Source organism: Amycolatopsis sp. cmx-4-61, assembly GCF_046548775.1.
Taxonomy (GTDB): domain Bacteria; phylum Actinomycetota; class Actinomycetes; order Mycobacteriales; family Pseudonocardiaceae; genus Amycolatopsis.
Map to the genome: position 1 here is coordinate 46554 of NZ_JAEBEI010000025.1, position 16064 is coordinate 62617.

General features: G+C 71.2%; 20 protein-coding genes and 1 pseudogene. 15 read left to right on the plus strand and 6 right to left on the minus strand.

Features of this window, described 5'->3' with window-relative positions; genetic code table 11:
- The first annotated feature begins 134 nt into the window (after window positions 1-134).
- The gene (locus tag ACLJOU_RS41380; protein ID WP_410574740.1) at window positions 135-614 is read left to right on the plus strand and encodes a peptidase; all 480 of its coding nucleotides are present in this window, start codon (window positions 135-137) and stop codon (window positions 612-614) included.
- Window positions 615-1015: 401 nt separating this feature from the next.
- On the opposite strand, the gene ACLJOU_RS41385 is transcribed toward ACLJOU_RS41380, so the two are convergent.
- Window positions 1016-1492: a hypothetical protein gene (locus tag ACLJOU_RS41385; protein WP_410574741.1), complete on the minus strand. Its 477-nt coding sequence runs from the start codon at window positions 1490-1492 to the stop codon at window positions 1016-1018.
- A 404-nt stretch (window positions 1493-1896) separates the two neighbouring features.
- Between ACLJOU_RS41385 and ACLJOU_RS41390 the strand changes: the two genes are divergently transcribed.
- From ACLJOU_RS41390 to ACLJOU_RS41400, 3 genes are all read left to right on the plus strand, one after another.
- On the plus strand, window positions 1897-2151 hold the full coding sequence (locus tag ACLJOU_RS41390; protein ID WP_410574742.1) for a hypothetical protein: 255 nt from the start codon (window positions 1897-1899) through the stop codon (window positions 2149-2151).
- Window positions 2152-2274: 123 nt separating this feature from the next.
- The gene (locus ACLJOU_RS41395) at window positions 2275-2760 is read left to right on the plus strand and encodes an ANTAR domain-containing protein (protein ID WP_410574743.1); all 486 of its coding nucleotides are present in this window, start codon (window positions 2275-2277) and stop codon (window positions 2758-2760) included.
- Complete coding sequence (locus ACLJOU_RS41400; RefSeq protein ID WP_410574814.1) at window positions 2700-2867, plus strand: hypothetical protein; 168 nt, start codon at window positions 2700-2702, stop codon at window positions 2865-2867. The genes ACLJOU_RS41395 and ACLJOU_RS41400 overlap by 61 nt, the downstream gene beginning before the upstream one ends.
- Window positions 2868-3000: 133 nt before the next feature.
- On the opposite strand, the gene ACLJOU_RS41405 is transcribed toward ACLJOU_RS41400, so the two are convergent.
- Both ACLJOU_RS41405 and ACLJOU_RS41410 read right to left on the minus strand, forming a co-directional pair.
- Window positions 3001-3249, minus strand: a complete 249-nt coding sequence (locus ACLJOU_RS41405; RefSeq protein ID WP_410574744.1) for an STAS domain-containing protein — start codon at window positions 3247-3249, stop codon at window positions 3001-3003.
- A gap of 257 nt (window positions 3250-3506) precedes the next feature.
- Window positions 3507-3737: a transposase gene (locus ACLJOU_RS41410; protein WP_410574745.1), complete on the minus strand. Its 231-nt coding sequence runs from the start codon at window positions 3735-3737 to the stop codon at window positions 3507-3509.
- A 62-nt stretch (window positions 3738-3799) separates the two neighbouring features.
- On the opposite strand from ACLJOU_RS41410, the gene ACLJOU_RS41415 reads away from it, so the two are divergent.
- The 11 genes from ACLJOU_RS41415 to ACLJOU_RS41465 all read left to right on the plus strand — a co-directional run bounded on the left by ACLJOU_RS41415 (window position 3800) and on the right by ACLJOU_RS41465 (window position 14075).
- On the plus strand, window positions 3800-4489 hold the full coding sequence (locus ACLJOU_RS41415) for a response regulator transcription factor (RefSeq protein ID WP_410574746.1): 690 nt from the start codon (window positions 3800-3802) through the stop codon (window positions 4487-4489).
- On the plus strand, window positions 4486-5865 hold the full coding sequence (locus ACLJOU_RS41420) for an ATP-binding protein (RefSeq protein WP_410574747.1): 1380 nt from the start codon (window positions 4486-4488) through the stop codon (window positions 5863-5865). Before ACLJOU_RS41415 ends, ACLJOU_RS41420 begins: the two co-directional genes overlap by 4 nt.
- Window positions 5866-5913: 48 nt before the next feature.
- Window positions 5914-7302, plus strand: coding sequence for a ferric reductase-like transmembrane domain-containing protein (locus ACLJOU_RS41425; protein WP_410574748.1), 1389 nt, complete (start codon window positions 5914-5916; stop codon window positions 7300-7302).
- A 13-nt stretch (window positions 7303-7315) separates the two neighbouring features.
- Window positions 7316-7759, plus strand: a complete 444-nt coding sequence (locus ACLJOU_RS41430; protein ID WP_410574749.1) for an FMN-binding protein — start codon at window positions 7316-7318, stop codon at window positions 7757-7759.
- Window positions 7760-7791: 32 nt separating this feature from the next.
- A complete protein-coding gene (locus ACLJOU_RS41435) occupies window positions 7792-8346 on the plus strand; it encodes a hypothetical protein (protein WP_410574750.1) in 555 nt (184 codons plus the stop codon).
- Between the two features lie 92 nt (window positions 8347-8438).
- Complete coding sequence (locus ACLJOU_RS41440) at window positions 8439-9053, plus strand: DedA family protein (RefSeq protein WP_410574751.1); 615 nt, start codon at window positions 8439-8441, stop codon at window positions 9051-9053.
- A 5-nt stretch (window positions 9054-9058) separates the two neighbouring features.
- On the plus strand, window positions 9059-9649 hold the full coding sequence (locus ACLJOU_RS41445) for a phosphatase PAP2 family protein (RefSeq protein ID WP_410574812.1): 591 nt from the start codon (window positions 9059-9061) through the stop codon (window positions 9647-9649).
- Between the two features lie 612 nt (window positions 9650-10261).
- Window positions 10262-11200 (plus strand): ABC transporter ATP-binding protein, encoded by a 939-nt coding sequence (locus ACLJOU_RS41450; RefSeq protein WP_410574752.1) that lies wholly within the window; start codon window positions 10262-10264, stop codon window positions 11198-11200.
- Complete coding sequence (locus ACLJOU_RS41455) at window positions 11197-12030, plus strand: ABC transporter permease (protein WP_410574753.1); 834 nt, start codon at window positions 11197-11199, stop codon at window positions 12028-12030. The genes ACLJOU_RS41450 and ACLJOU_RS41455 overlap by 4 nt, the downstream gene beginning before the upstream one ends.
- A 72-nt stretch (window positions 12031-12102) precedes the next feature.
- Window positions 12103-13401 carry a sensor histidine kinase gene (locus ACLJOU_RS41460; RefSeq protein WP_410574754.1) on the plus strand — a complete coding sequence of 433 codons (1299 nt, stop codon included), beginning with the start codon at window positions 12103-12105 and terminating at the stop codon, window positions 13399-13401.
- Entirely contained in the window at window positions 13398-14075 is a 678-nt protein-coding gene (locus ACLJOU_RS41465; RefSeq protein WP_410574755.1) for a response regulator, read from the plus strand. The genes ACLJOU_RS41460 and ACLJOU_RS41465 overlap by 4 nt, the downstream gene beginning before the upstream one ends.
- Here the strand turns inward: ACLJOU_RS41465 and ACLJOU_RS41470 are convergent.
- The 3 genes and pseudogenes from ACLJOU_RS41470 to ACLJOU_RS41480 form a co-directional block, all read right to left on the minus strand.
- Window positions 14072-14675 (minus strand): annotated as a pseudogene (locus ACLJOU_RS41470) (transposase). The gene ACLJOU_RS41465 and the pseudogene ACLJOU_RS41470 overlap by 4 nt on opposite strands.
- Before the next feature lie 16 nt (window positions 14676-14691).
- Window positions 14692-14889: a transposase gene (locus tag ACLJOU_RS41475; protein ID WP_410574756.1), complete on the minus strand. Its 198-nt coding sequence runs from the start codon at window positions 14887-14889 to the stop codon at window positions 14692-14694.
- Window positions 14890-15187: 298 nt separating this feature from the next.
- Window positions 15188-16012: an SDR family NAD(P)-dependent oxidoreductase gene (locus ACLJOU_RS41480; protein ID WP_410574757.1), complete on the minus strand. Its 825-nt coding sequence runs from the start codon at window positions 16010-16012 to the stop codon at window positions 15188-15190.
- Window positions 16013-16064: the final 52 nt, after the last annotated feature.

Consider the following 16064-nt stretch of genomic DNA (forward strand, 5'->3'; position numbering starts at 1 on the left):
GAGAGCTGGCGCGAGAGTTCGGGCACGCCCGGGTCGGCAGCGAACACCTGCTGCTGGCCCTGACGGAGGGGCCCCTGACCGAACTCACCGGGATCGGGCAAGCGGTTCGGCAGGCGGCCCCGGACGGCGCCGGCGTGGCCGCCGACCAAGAGGCACTGACGATGCTGGGCAGCGACCTCGGCCCACTGCCGGCCGAGCTGGCGGACCGGCCACCGGCCAAGTGGCCCCTGTTCCCGCTGGGAGCGGGAAAGGCTCGGCGCCGGTGCGCCAGGGCATCCCCACCGATCGGCCTGGACGTCCAAGCGGCGTACGCCGCGTCACTGCGGCTCGTCCTCGCCCGCCGGGAACGCCGGCACCGCGTCGAACACGTCGCCCTGGCGCTCGTCGCGCTCGATCCCGGTGCCGACTGGGTGATGCGTACCGCCGGCGTAGATCGTCGGGATCTCCTGGTCCAGCTCGCCGCGGCCTACCCGCCGCCGCGGCGCAACCGGCTGCTGCAGGTCGAGCGCCGGGTGGGGTGCCGGTCCCGGTGCCGCGACATCGTGCGCCGTTACCAGCACACCACGGGCCGCACGGCGGTCGCACCGTCGGCGCTGGCCGGGCTGGTGCGCTGAACGAGGTCCCGGCTGTCGCCGGGGCGCCAGCACCCAAAGGTGGCCTTCGCTGCGGCGCCCGCCGACCTGGAGCCGCTGCGGCCGGACCAGCCGGGGCCGCCCGGGCGAGGCCGGGTCACGCAGCGCGGCCTGTCCCCCACCTGAACCATGCGAACAAGGTTCGATACTCCGGAGTGCGCCTGCGGCTTCCCGTGCTGGTGTCTCCAGTGCGGGCACTTAGTGCTGGAGAGGTGATCGTGACAGCACGACAAGGGCTGTCTCCGCGGCGGTGGAGCAGGCCATGACCCGGTTCGCCGAGAACACCGCCGCCGGTGCCAATGACGGCGTGCCGGCCACGGCGCCGGCGGCTACGACCGGCCAGTCCGGGCGCCATACGACCAGCAGCCGCGGTGCCTCGCCACTCATGGGCCCCTCGCGATCCCCGGGCTGCCGGGTCTCGCCGTAGTCTCGGTCGGCGGGGGCCCGAATCGACCCTCGCCCGCCGGCGCGGGGCGGCAGTTCCGCGGTCGGCGTGGCAGGAGGCGGCGGGTCGTGAAGGCCGCGAGCGTGAGCAGGCCGAGGCGCGCAGTCACGTCGCGCGCCGCGGCGGTGTCGGGCGCGGGATGCGTCGCCGCGACGCCCAATCCCGCTGCCCCGGCCTGGTCGTGCACCAGCACGACCCCGACCGCGACGCGCGGCTGTTCGAGCCGGTCGCCGCGGCGATCGAACAGCACGCGGTCGGCGTCGAGGTCGTCCTCCCGGCATCGCCGCCGTCCCCACCACCGGCGCGGCCGGCTACTTCGGCGGCAAAGAACCCCCTCGCCGAACTGTTGCTCGACGAGGTGTCCGCCACCTCCGGCGTCGAGTGCCAGGTCGGGATCACCGAGCAGTTCGACCATCCCCTCGAACGTGACGAAGAGCCCGCGCAGCGATCGGGGTCGTTCACCGCGCTCAGTTCTCAGAACGACAGCCTCCGCTCCTGTACCCGAATGGACGCAGCCCGCGTACGCGTAGACCCGTACCGTCGATCACGCAGACGATGCAGGCGGTATCGCAGCGTGCACGCATGGGCTGGCGGAGGTGTGGTGTAGCCGGGGTGTCGCCCCGCACATGCATGTGCTCCCGCTGAGCCGGCCAGGCGCGGTCGACCACCCCGGCCGCACTGGAAGTCGCCGTCAGGAACCACGGGTGGTGCGCAGCCACGGCGGATGCCGGGCGACAGACCGGCGTGCTGATGCGCGCGGCCGTGATCACCACCGCGGTCGTGGCCATGGTCAACCAAGTCCTTTCGTGGAGGGTGAGAATGTCCGCTCATGATCGTGGCAAGGCCGTACCGAGCGAGCAGGCTTCCAGCCGGTCGTGGTGGCCGTGGCTGGTCGTGGCGCTGCTGTTGGGGGCGTCCGCGACTAGCTGGTTCCTCGCGCCCCAGAAGTACGGCTTGCGGATCGGGATGCTGCTGCTGGCCGGTGCCCTCACGGTGAACCAGCTGATCGCCTGGCACCGCTCCCGCGGGGCCAAGGCCGAGGCCACGCCCCCCGGGCCGACGACGCACTTCTGAACCGGACCACGAAACCCACGTGCGACCATCGGGGCGCTGACCCTGCTCAACCACGGACCCATCGCGCTCGACGCCGACACCATCGCGGTCGCGCAGGCGCTCGCGGACGTCGCGACGATCGGCATGCTGCACCACCGGGCCGCCGACCGCGGCGAGCTCCTCGCCGAACAGCTGCAAGCGACACTCCACCACCGCGTCGTCGTCGAGCAGGCCAAGGGTGTGCTGGCCGAGTACGGCGGTCTGGACATGCACGACGCGTTCACCCGGCTGCGCGAGTACGCCCACCAGCGACAGCACCAGCTCTCCGATGTCGCGCGCGACCTGGCCGGGGAAACCTCATCCCGCGGACCTCGGCACCGCCCTTTGCTGACCGCTCACCCGGGCAACCGTCAGGCGAGACGTCGATCCGCCTCTTGTGACGGCGGTCCGATGATGGTGAACAACTCGGCCAACCTCACCACAGTCGGCGCGCCCCGTACGAGCGACGGTGGAATCAACGCCAGCTCGTGCTCGGGCAGGCCCTGGCGGATCTCGCCACAATCGGCATCTTGCAGCAGCGGAGCATCGAACGCGGCGACCGGCTCACCGGACAGCTGCAGACCGCGCTGACCAGCCGCCTGATGATCGATCGAATGGGCGACGGAGTGCTCGCCGAGCGCGGCAGCGTCTCGTTGGACGAGGCTCTCGCGCGGCTATGCGGTTACGCCCGGGCGTAACCGCGTAGCCCGCGCTGTCGTGGGTGGGCAATTTCGTGCTGCCCAAGGTCCTGGAGCACCCGCAGTGGTGACAGCTGGCGCCCCCTTCGTCCGGCTGATCAGCTCGGCGGGCACGGCCTGGCGCTGCAGTCAGTCAGCGCAGCCGCGCTACCAGCGATAGCCGCTCTTCGGCGTTGGCGCGGTCGGCGTGGATCGGCAGGACGCGGTCGAGGAGCAGCAGTTTGATCGGGCGGACCACGGCGCGTCCGCCGGCGATGACCGCGCACGGGATCCCCTGAGCATGGGCACCCGTGACAACGTCGACCAGCACCGAGAGGCCGCCGGAGGAGCAGAAACCGACCGCGCCGAGGTCGACAATGAGTGCGGCGGGCCGCAGCGTCACTTCCTCCTCCAGCCGTTCCTGCAGCCGCGCAGTACTCGACAAGTCCAGGTCCGGTCACCGCGACCGTGGCCGCCTCGAAGGTGGTGGCCACGGTGAAGCGAGTGTGCGCGCCATAACCGGCTTCGATGTCACGGTGGCGCCGCAGGCTCAGTGCGGCCGTATGGTTCGGCTAACGCGGCGGGTGCCGCCCGGGCCTGCACGCTCCGTCGCCGCGCTCGCATCCACGGCGAAGATGACCGACGTCATCTTCCGAAGCGCTAGGTGTTGCGGGTCGTGGTGTCGGTGACGGTATCGGGTTGTCCCCAGGTGGCTGGGGCGCCGAAAGCGAACTCGTCACCGTGGTGGCGGTGCTTGCCCATGGTGCCGGGCGGCTGCGGCGGGACCGAGCGATGCAGGACCCGGGCCGAGCGCATCCGCACCAGCACGATGATCGGAAGATCGGCCAGCACGCGTCGAACGCCGCGACCCAATGCCGGCGTCCACTCCACCCACCCGAACCGCCACTCCCGACCCAGTACGACGCGGCCATGCCTGCAGGCATGATGGCGGCATGCCGCACCGTGTCCTGCTCGCCGACGACGACCGCGCGATCCGCGAATCCCTGGTGCGCGCTCTCGACCTCGAGGGTTACCACGTCACCGAGGTGACTGACGGGGTGAGCGCTCTGGCCACCGCCCGCCAAAGCGATTTCGACGTGCTCGTCATCGACGTCATGATGCCCGGCGTCGACGGGCTCGGCGTGTGCCGCGTCCTGCGCGCCGAAGGCGATCAGACGCCCATCCTCATGCTCACCGCCCGGGTCGAGACACCTGATCGGGTGGCCGGGCTCGACGCCGGCGCCGACGATTACCTGCCCAAGCCGTTCGAACTCGACGAACTGCTGGCCCGGCTGCGGGCGCTGCTGCGCCGCACCTCCCCCGACTCCGGCTCGGCGACCCCGCGGACGCTGCGGCTCGGCGAACTCGCCGTCGACCCCGCCGCGCGGCGGGTCTGGTGGCGGGGCACCGAGATCAGCCTGTCCAAGACCGAATTCGACCTGCTGGAGCTCCTGGTCCGCAACGCCGGGATCGTCCTCGACCGGGCCACGATCTACCAGCGCATCTGGGGCTACGAGTTCGGCGCGGACTCCAAGAACCTCGCCGTCTACATCGGCTACCTGCGGCGCAAGCTGGAGCAGGCCGGCGCGGCGGAGCTGATCCACACCGTGCGCGGCGTCGGCTACTCGGTGCGGCCGGCGTGAACCTGCGCAGCAAGCTCGCGATCGCCTTCGCCGGGGTCGGCGCCGCGGCGGCGATCCTGGTCGGGGTGTTCAGCTACCAGGCGGCCTCGGAGCGGATCAGCGCCGAACTCGACCGGTCACTCCTGACGACGTCCGCGGAAGTCGCGGCCGGGGCGACGCAGGTGCTGGCGTCGAACCCGGTCCTGCGCGGCCCGGACGACGACGACCACGACGAGGCCCAGCCGATGGTGGCGCAGGCGATCGCGCCGGACGGCGCCGTCCGGCCGATCGGCGGCCGCCCGGTCCGGTTGGCGGTCGACGACGCCGACCGCGCGCTGGCCGCGTCCGGCCCCCTCGGGACCCACCGCTACCAGGACCTGACGGCTTCCCCCGACGACTACCGGGTGATCACCGTGGCGCTCGGGCCCGGCCGCGGGGCCGTCCAGCTCGGCGTCGACGTCGACGAGTCCCGCCACGTGCTGAGCGGCCTGGCCGCCCGCATCAAGGGGGTCAGCGCGCTCGTCCTGGTCGCGGCGGCGCTGGCCGGCTGGCTGCTGGCCCGGCAGATCACTCGCCGCCTGGTCCGGCTGACCCAGGCCACCGAACAGGTGGGCGACGGTGGCCTGGCAGGCATTTCGGTCCCGGCCGGCGGCCGGGACGAGGTCGGGCGGCTCGCGACGTCGTTCGACCGGATGCTCGGCCGGCTGGCCGACGCCCGCGCCGACCAGGAACGCCTGGTCCAGGACGCCGCGCACGAACTGCGGACCCCGCTGACCAGCCTGCGCACCAACGCCAGCGTCCTGCGCCGGTTCGCCGAGCTCAGCCCGGACAGCCGCGCCCGGCTGCTCGACGACGTCGACGGCGAAACCCGCGAGCTGACCCACCTGATCGACGAACTCGTCGAACTCGCCACCCGCCGGTACGAAGCCGAAGAGCCCACGCCCGTCGACCTGGGCGAAATCGTCGAGCGCGCCGCCGACCGGGTCCGGCGGCGGACCGGCCGCACGATCACGGCCGACGTCGACGCGTCCGCGGTCACCGGGCAGGCGAAGGCGCTCGAGCGCGCGGTGGCCAACCTGCTGGAGAACGCCGTCAAGTTCGACACCGCCGGGCCGATCGAAGTCGTCGCGCGCGACGGCCGGGTGCAGGTGCTCGACCGCGGTCCCGGCATCGGCGAGGAGGACGCGGGGCGGGTGTTCGACCGGTTCCACCGCGCGGACGCCGCCCGCGGCCTGCCCGGCTCGGGTCTCGGGCTGGCCATCGTGCGGGAGATCGCCGTCGCCCACGGCGGCACGGTGTTCGCCGAGCCCCGCCCCGGCGGCGGCGCCGTGGTCGGCTTCACCGTCGGAACCGATCTTCTCTTACCGATTTCTCACCCTCGTCACGTCGACGGCTAACCGGCCTCCGGAAGGGTGGATCCCGACGATCACCTTTCAGGAGCGCCGATGTCCACCACCCTCGCCCCGCCTCGCGTCCTACCGCGGCCGGTCCGCGCGTGGTGGCGGGACGTCGCGGGGCTGACGGCCTGGCTGAGCGTCCTGTTCGTGACCGCGCTGTGGGTCTCGGGCCGCGGCCTGCAGGACCTCGTCTCCCCCTCCGGGTTCCTCACCTCGGCCGGACGGCTCACCGGGCTGCTGTCCGCGGACCTCCTCCTGCTGCAACTGCTGCTGATGGCGCGGATCCCCTGGGTGGAACGCGGCTACGGGCAAGACGAGCTGGCCCGGCGGCACCGGCTGACCGGGTTCGCCTCGATCCTGCTGCTGGCCGCGCACCTCGCGCTGATCAGCCTCGGGTACGCCGCGATCGACCACACGGGCCTGCCGGCCGAGGTCTGGCTGCTGGTGACCATCTATCCCGGCATGCTTCTCGCCGCCGCGGGCACCGCGGCGCTGGTCCTGGTGGTCATGACGTCCGTGCGCGCGGCGCGGCGCCGCCTGCGTTACGAGTCCTGGCACCTGCTGCACCTCTACGCCTACCTCGGTGCCGGGCTCGCGCTGCCGCACCAGCTGTGGACGGGTACGGACTTCACCGCGTCACCGGGGGCGACCGCTTTCTGGTGGACCGCGTATGCCGGGGCGGCGGGAGCGGTGCTGGTGTTCCGGCTCGGCGTGCCGGTCCGGCTCAACGCCCGGCACCGGCTCGTCGTCGAGCGAGTCGTGCGCGAAGGCCCCGGAGTCGTTTCGGTGTACCTGCGCGGCCGGCACCTGGACCGGCTTCCCGTGACCGCGGGCCAGTTCTTCGTGTGGCGGTTCCGCGCTGGACCCGGGTGGACGAGGGGCAAGCCCTTCTCCCTCTCCGCCGCCCCGGACGGTCACCGGCTGCGGATCACCGCCAAGGACCTCGGCCCCGGCAGCCGCCGGCTGAGCACTCTCGCGCCCGGCACCCGCGCCCTCTTCGAAGGCCCGTACGGCCGGCTCACCGGCACTGTCCGGAAAGGACGCAAGCTGGCGATGTTCGCCTCCGGCATCGGGATCACGCCGCTGCGCGCCCTGCTCGCAGAGCTGCCCTACCGCCCCGGCGAAGCCGTGCTCTTCCACCGCGCCCGTCGTCCTGCGGAGCTACTGTTCCGCCGGGAGCTGGAGGACCTCGCCGCCCGGCGCGGGATCAGGATCCACTACCTGCTCGGCCGCCGCCCCGCCGATCACCCGTCGTGGCTCCCGGCGAACTACGCCCCTGCCCCCGACGAACAGGTGCTGCGCCACCTCGTACCAGACATCGCCGAGCACGACGTCTTCGTGTGCGGCCCCGACGCCTGGGCCCAGGCGGTGCTGGCAAGCGCCCGCCGTGCCGGCGTCCCCGCCGACCGCGTCCACTCCGAACGGTTCGGCTGGTAGGAAAGGATTCCGGATGCGCAAGATCGCCATCACAGTTGCGGCGACCGCGTCGATCGTCGTGTTGTTGTTCAGCTACCGCACCAGCACCGACCAGACCCCCGTCGCCACCGCACGGCCCCTCGGCGGGACGCAGCCGTCAGGCACCGCGAGCCCGCCCGCATCCGGTCCCCCTGCAAGTGGCGACGGGACGTTCACCGGCGACGCCGCCGACACCCGCTACGGCCCGGTGCAGGTGCGGATCACCGTCGCCGGCGGCCGCATCACCGACGCGCATGCCGTGCAGGTTCCCCAGAAGAGCGGCCGTGACGTCCGGATCAACTCCGCCGCCGTGCCCGTGCTCATCCAGGAGACGCTGCAGGCCCAGAGCGCGCGGATCGACACCGTCAGCGGCGCCACATACACCTCCGAGGGCTACCAGCAGTCGTTGCAGTCGGCGATCGACGCAGCCCACCGGTAAGCACCACCACCCGCGACTCCACGAAGGACACCATGACCACTGTCGACGGCCTGCCCGCCCACATCCTGCTCGTGCACGCCATCGTCGTCCTGCTCCCGCTGGCGGCGCTGCTCCTGGTGCTCAGCGCGCTCTGGCCGGCCGCGCGCGGCAAGCTCGCCGGTCCGAACGCCGTCCTGTCCGTCCTCGTCGTGGTCCTAGTCCCGATCACCACCGACGCCGGCGAATGGCTCGAACGCCGCGTCGCCTCGACGCCTCTGGTGCGCGCCCACACCGAACTCGGCGATACAGCCCTCTTCGTCGCGATCCCCGTCACCGTCCTCGCCCTCGTGGTCTGGTGGCGCCACCGGGAACACCTCCGGACCGGGGCCACCAAGACGGCCGGCGCCGATCCGGCATCGACCGCCACCCGCCGCCGGACCTTCCTCGCTCCGGCATCGACCGCGGTCACGGCGCTGATCGCGGTGCTGGCGGTCATGGCCGCAGGCGCGGCGGTCTACGACATCTACCGCATCGGCGACTCGGGTGCCCAGGCCACCTGGCAGGACCAGTTCAGCTCGGCACCGGCGTCCCGGGCACCAGGTCGCTGAGCCGCTCGCCCCGTCAGGACGACGCCGACTCACCACACTTCTCCACGTCATGCAGAACCACTACAGAGATGTCGTTGGAAGGAATTGACGGGATGAACCCGCTCGACGCCACGTCGTGGCTGTCCGATCTCGGCGCGACCGGGGTCTTCCTCGTGCTCTTCGCCGAGACCGGATTGCTGATCGGCTTCTTCCTGCCCGGTGACTCGCTGCTGTTCACCGCAGGGCTGTTCTGCACGACCGGGGCGAGCGCACCCGTGCACCTGTCGTTGCCATCGGTGCTGGCCGCCGCCGTCGCCGGCGCGCTGGCCGGCGCGCAGGCCGGGTTCGCGCTCGGTCGCCGCGGCGGGCGGCCCGCACTCGCCAGGATCGCCAACCCGCACCTGCGCCGGGGCGTGCAGCGCGGCGAAGAACTGCTCGCCCGTTACGGCTACGCCAAGGCGATCGTGCTGGCGCGGTTCATCCCGGTGGTGCGGACCGTGCTCAACCCCCTGGCCGGCATCCTCGCCGTGCCGGCCCGGACGTTCGCGTTGTGGCAGGTCCTCGGCGGACTGCTGTGGTCGGTGGGCGTCACCGTCGCCGGGTTCGTCCTCGGCGCGAGCGTCCCGGGCATCGACCGGTTCCTGCTGCCGATCATCGCCGCGGTCGTCGTGCTGTCGCTCCTGCCGCTGGCTCTCGAACTGCGGCGCGCCGCGACGAAGGCCCCGTGAGCGGCATGGACGGCGCAGCCATCGACGGCGGCTGGTACCTGGACATGCTGGCGTTCGCCAAGGCCACTCCCTGGCTGCACGGCTTCTTCGAAGTCTTCACCAACGCCGGCCTGCTGCTCTACGCCCTCGCCGCCGCGGTGGCGTGGTGGCTGGCGCGCGGTGACGCCCGACGCTCGGCCGCGGTGCTCTGGGTACCGATCGCCGTGCTCCTGGCCTACGCCGTCAGCAACCTTCTCAAGATCACCGTGCGGGAACCGCGGCCGTGCCTTCGGTACCCCGCCGTGCCGCCCTTGTTCACCTGCGACTTCGCGACGGACTGGTCCTTCCCCAGCAACCACATGACGATCGCCGCGGCCGCGGCGGTCGCCCTGCTGCTCGCCCACCGCCAGCTCGGCCTCGGCGGCCTGGCGGTCGCGGCCGTCATCGGGTTCTCTCGCATCTACCTCGGCGCGCACTACGTCCACGACGTGCTGGCGGGCGCCGTACTGGGGACGCTCGTGGCGCTGTGCGGCTTGGTGGCGCGGGCTCCACTCACGGCGATTGTCTCACGGTCACAGGTGTTCGCCTTCGATCCTCGGCTGCAGCGGAGAAGGTAAGCGCCAGCGGAAGGGAGCCAAGAGTGCATCTGGTGGTGGCCGACGACGAAGGCCGTGCGGGACTCGCTGTCGCGGACAGCTCACCCGGCGGCACGGCTTGCCCGTCGAACGTGGTCGCTTGCACCTCCAGGTAGACGCCGTCACCATCCAGCTGTTCTTCGCAGATCTCGGCGGCGAGGCTGTAACTTCCCAGCCCGGCCCGCGCGTGCAGGCACACCACTCCCGGGCGGCCGGGGTCCCAGCGCGTCCCCAGGTGGTCGTGGATCAGCTGCCTCGGCGCCACGCGATCAAGGAACGAAACAGCCCGCCGCGGCCTGCGACGACCTTCCACGATGAGCCCCTCATACCTGCCTACAGCGGTGACTCCAAGTCCATCGCTGGGAGAATCGGCGGATCGGCTATGTCGTGGCCGTGCCCGGTAGCCAGACCATCCTCGCGATTGCCGCCACGTGCCGGGCCGGCCAGCGGTGAATCGCTGTCGGCCTGTCGTACTGCGGTACTACCCGGCAAGCTGGATTGCCACCCTCGGTACCACGTCGAGGCTCGATTCTCTTCCTACCGTTGAGAGAGAACGGGCCGGGGCAACTGGTCTGCGGATCCAGGGGATGAACGATGATCGAGGCACACCAGCTGACCAAGCAGTACGGGGAGAAGACGGCGGTCGACCACCTGGACTTCACCGTCCGGCCGGGCACCGTCACCGGGTTCCTCGGGCCCAACGGCGCGGGCAAGTCCACCACGATGCGGATGATCGTCGGGCTGGACGCGCCGACCAGCGGCTCGGTTAAAGTCAACGGCCGCCGCTACGCCGAGCACACCTCACCGCTGCAGGAGGTCGGGGTCCTGCTCGAAGCGAAATCCGTCCACAGCGGACGGTCGGCGTTCGACCACCTGCTCGCCCAGGCCCAGACCCACGGCATCCCCCGACGGCGGGTCGACGAAGTGATCGAGCTGGCCGGGCTGCAGTCGGTGGCGAAGAAGCGCGCGGGGAGCTTCTCCCTCGGCATGGGCCAGCGGCTGGGGATCGCCGCGGCCCTGCTCGGCGACCCGGCCACGATCATGCTCGACGAGCCGGTCAACGGCCTGGACCCCGAAGGCGTCCTCTGGATCCGCAACCTGCTCAGCGGGCTCGCAGCCGACGGCCGCACCGTGTTCGTCTCGTCGCACCTGATGAGCGAGATGGCGCTGGTCGCGGAGCACCTCATCGTCGTCGGCCGGGGTCGCCTGCTCGCCGACACCACCGTGCACGACCTCATCCGCGACGCGGGCGGCGACACCGTCCAGGTGGCCACCGCGGACCCCGCGCGCCTACGCGAGGTCCTGGCCGGCCCCGGCGTCGAGATCGCGGGCCGCACCGGTTCCGAGGAGCTGCAGGTGAAGGGCCTCTCGGCGCGCGCCATCGGCACCAAGGCCGCCGAACACGGCATCACCCTGTTCGAGCTGTCCGCCCGGACCGTCTCCCTCGAGGAAGCCTTCATGGACCTGACCCGCGACGCCGTCGAGTACCACGGCGTCACCACCGGCATCGACGCGCTCGGGAGGGCGGCATGACCACCTTGACCCCGCAGGCCCCCGCCCGCACCGTCCGCCCGGTCTACCGGGTCACCGGGCGCCACGTCCTACGCTCGGAGTGGACCAAGCTCTGGTCCCTGCGCTCCACCTGGATCACCCTGGTCCTCGGCCTGGTGTTCCTGGTCGCCTTCGGGCTGATCTCCGCCGCGCGGTACAAGTCGAACATCAGCTCCGGCCGGCCACTGGACCCGGACTTCGCCCACGCGACCGCCCTGGACCTGTCGCTGTTCGGCACCAACTTCGCGCAGCTGGCGCTGGGTGTGCTCGGCGTGCTCGTGACCGCCGGCGAGTACTCCACCGGCATGATCCGCTCGACGTTGACCGGGGTCCCGCGCCGACTACCGGTGCTGTGGTCCAAGTCGGCCGTGTTCGGCGTCGTCGCGCTGCTCGTCGGCGCGGCCGGGGCGTTTCTCGCCTTCGTCCTCGGCAACGCCATCGTGGCCGGGACGCCCGCGGCGATGTCGCTGTCGGACCCGGGCGTGCTGCGCAGCCTGCTGGGCACCGGACTCTACCTGGGCCTGGTCGGCGTGATCGGGGTCGCGCTCGGCGCGCTCCTGCGCTCGGTCGCCGGTGGCATCTCGGTCCTCGTCGCCGCGCTCATGCTGATCCCGGGCCTGATCTCACTGCTCCCGGCGTCGTGGCAGGGCGACATCAGCCCGTACCTGCCCAGCAACGCGGGGCAGGCGATGTTCGCCCTGACCCACGACGCCACCACCCTGGCGCCGACCACCGGGATGCTGGTCTTCGTGGGTTGGACGGTCCTGGCGCTGGGCGGCGCCGCCTACCGGCTCGCGCGGTCCGACGCCTGACGACGCCCACCGCCGGCGCGGCCCCCGGGTGCCGCGCCGGCGGTTTTCCGCAACGATGAGCAGGTGACGCCCGTGCCCGAAGACCTCCCGGCCGTGGCGCCGTCGTGGACCGGATCCCCGCTGGTCACGCGGCTGACGACGTACGGCCAGCGGCTGCGTCGGTGGGACCGGCGCCACCCGTGGGTCCTGGACCTGGCGGTGATCGCCGCGCTGTTCATGCTGTTCTGCGTACCGGACCTGATCCTGCACGACGACGGGCGGGGTCCCGACGAGCTGCGGCTCGCGTTCACCCACCTGCCGGCGGTCGGCACCCTCGCGCTGCAGGCCGGTCTGCTGCTTCCGCTGTTCTGGCGGCGCCGGGCACCCTCGGTCGCGCTGGCCCTGACCGCGGCGGTGTTCGTCGTCCAGTGGTCGCTCGGGGTATTCCTGCGCGCCGACGTCGCCCTGCTCGTCGCGCTCTACAGCGTCACCCTGCACGGCCGGCTGCGGCACCTGCCCTGGGCGGGTGCCGGGGTGGTCACGCTCCTGCTCCCCGTGGCGGCCCGGGTCTCCCGCGCGGTGTCGTTCTGGGAGGCCTTGTTCTTCCTGCTCACCGCCGTCACCGCGGCCGTCGCGCTCGGGCTGGCCGTTCGGATCCGCCGGGCGCAGCTGGCGAGCTTGCGCGATCGCGCGCGGCAGTTGGAGATCGAGCGGGACCAGCGCAGCCGGCTGGCCGCCGTCACCGAGCGCACCCGGATGGCCCGCGAGATGCACGACATCATCGGTCACAACCTGTCGGTCATCATCACGCTGGCCGACGGGGGCGCCTACGCGGCCGACGTCACCCCCGAACGCAGCAAGCAAGCGCTCGAGCTGGTCGGCGACACCTGCCGCCAGGCGCTGGGCGAACTGCGGCGCATCCTGGGTGTCCTACGGGAGAAATCGGACGCACCGGAGCTGAACCCCCAACCGGGAATCAGCGACCTAGACTCGTTATGCACGAGGATCCGCGCCGCCGGACCGGAGATCCTCCTCCGGTCCGCCGGCGAGCTGGACACCCTTAATCGCGGGGTGCAGCTGATGACCTACCGGATCGTCCAGGAGGCACTCACCAACACGCTCAAACACGCCGGCCCGCACACCCGGATCGACGTCTCGATCGCCGTCGAGGGTCCGGCACTGCGCATCCGCGTCCAGGACACCGGACCGCCCAACGCCGACACTCCGCCCGAGCCACCCGCCGAGGAAGGGCACGGGATCGCCGGGATACGGGAACGCGCAGCCCTGTACGGCGGCACGATCACCGTCGGCCCCACCGCCGGCGGTGGGTGGGCCGTGCAGGCCGTCCTGGACCTCACCCCGATCCCCGTCTCGCCCGGCGGTGCGCTGTGACGACCGTGCTCATCGTCGACGACCAGCCTCTGCAACGGTTCGGCTTCCGGATGCTGCTCGACGCGACGCCGGACACCGAAGTCGTCGGCGAAGCCGCTCACGGGGCCGAAGCGGTGCGCCGGACCGCGGAACTGCGGCCCGATGTCGTCCTCATGGACATCCGCATGCCCGGCATGGACGGCATCGAAGCCACGCGGCGGATCCTCGCCACCGGCGGCCGGTCCCGCGTCCTCGTCCTGACGACCTTCGACCTCGACGAGTACGCCTACGCCGCGCTGCGCGCCGGAGCGAGCGGGTTCCTCCTCAAGGACGCCCATCCCGAAGAGCTGCTCGCCGGCATCAGGGCGGTCGCGGGCGGCGACGCCGTCATCGCCCCGGCGCTGACCCGGCGGCTCCTCGACACCTACGCCCAGCGGCTCCCGGCCGACAGCGCCGATTCGCCGCCCGAGACGAATCCCCGCTGGCGGTCCTTGACCGAACGCGAGCAGGAAATCCTGGTCGCGATCGGCAAGGGGTGGACCAACGGAGAGATCGCCGAACGTCTCGTGCTGTCCGAGTCCACGGTCAAAACCCACGTCGGTCGGGTACTGGCAAAGCTGGGGGCGCGGGACCGCGTCCAGGCAGTGATCTTCGCCTACGACCTCGGCCTGGCTCAACCGAACACACCGAGTTAGAGCTCGTTCCGGAATGCCTGAGCCAGTCGTCGGTGGCAGATCAGCGCGCACACGAGCTGGAGCAGGCCGAGGTGGGTGTCGGCGCGGCGCTCGTAGCGGGTGCGGAGGCGTTTGAAGGCGTGCAGCCAGGCGAAGCCGCGTTCGACGACCCAGCGGACCTTGCCCAGCCCGGAGCCGTGCGACGCCGCGGCGGGCGATGCGTGGGGTGATGCCGCGCCCGCGCAGCAGGCGCCGGTACTTGTCGAAGTCGCAGCCCCGGTCAGCGACCAGCTCGCGCGGTTTGCGCCGCGGCCGCGCACGCCGCCCACGGATGGGCCGAACCGCGTCGAGCAGCGGAGCAGCTGGGTGACGATCGTGGCGGTGGCCGCCGGTCAGCGTGACCGCGAGCGGGATGTCACGGGCTTCGACAATCAGATGGTGCTTCGAACCGGGGTGGCCACGGTTGACCGGGGAGGGCCCGACATGGTCCTCCCTTTGAGCGCGTGTACGTGCGAGGAGTCCACCGCACAGCGGTCCAGAGCAAGCTGACCGGCGGCACGCAGTTCGGCGAGCAGGAGCCCGTGCAGGGCAGGCCGGACCCCGGTCTCGGTCCAGTCGCAAAGCCGCCGCCAGCAGGTCACCCGGAACAGCCGATCACTTCGGCGGGCAGCTGGTTCCAGGTGATCCCGGTCTTGAGCACGAACACGATCCCGACCAGCGCCACCCGGTCCTCAACCGGTTTGCGTCCCGGGAACCGATGGCGCCGCGGTGGATGGGGAGTCAGCAGCGGTGCCACCCGCTCCCGCAGCGTGGCGGGGAGAAGATCACTCAACACGGTGGGCAGCGTGGCCGAGCTGACCGCCAGTCCACAGCAGACACGCCGAAACGTACCTCCGAAGTGTGATCCACGCGTTCAACGAGCGGGGTTCGACGCGCTGGACCCAAAACGGAGCGAGGGTACACTGAACAGGATCAGTGAGCAGGACCGACCACCGCACCTGCGCCGAGCAGGATACGCGATCGGTGACTATATCCGCCGGCACAACCAGCGCGCCCGGCCGAAAAGCGGATACGCGACCAAGTCCACCTGTTGCAGTTATCGGGCCCACCCGGTGAGCGCGTCCAGACGGCTCTTATGCGAGGAATTGCTCGGAGCGCTCCCAGAGCCCGCGGGCCAGGGCGGGGTCGCCGGCCTGCGGGCTGGTCTTCGCGACGCGGCGCTTTTCGTAGTACTCACCCGGCTGCCAGTCGATGCCGGGACGGCTTTCGGCGAACCAGACCAGCTGATCAGCGCCCTTCTCCGGAGAGGTCAGCATGACAGTCCGGATGATCGGATTGGTCGCGATAAAGCGCATCATCCGGCTCGCCGATGTCGAGCCGAAGTTCGTCGCGACGTTGCCGGGGTGGAAGGCGACCGCGTTGATGCCCTGATCGTGGTAGCGGCGGTGCAGTTCCCTGGTGAACAGGATGTTCTCCAGCTTGGCGGTGCCGTAGGCACGGATCGGGTCGAAGTCGCGCTCCTGATTGAGGTCGTCGAGGTCGACCCGCCCTCGCATCCGCGCGCCGACGCTGGATGTCTGGATCAGTGTCGCTCGGGACGCGATCAGCTTGTCCATCAGCAGCGTGGTGAGCAGGAACGGCGACAGGTGGTTGACCTGGAACGACTTGTCGAATCCGTCGGCGGTCTTGACATTGTCACTGAAGTCGCCGCCTGCGTTGTTGGCGAGTACGTCGATGCGCGGGTAGGCCGCATCCAGCTCGGCGGCCAGTTTGCGCACGTCTTCCATGCGGGTGAAGTCGACGAGGAAGTGGTCGGCGCCGATCTTGCGCGCGACCGCCGCGGTCTTGGGGGCCGAACGGCCGACGATGACGACGTGGTGGCCGTCGCGGTGCAGCTGCCGAGCGGCAGCAGCACCGATTCCGCTGCTGGCCCCGGTGATGACGATGGTCCTGTTCATGGCAACAGTGTACGCCAAATCTGTCAGTTACTGTCAAGTTTGGCGTCGGTGC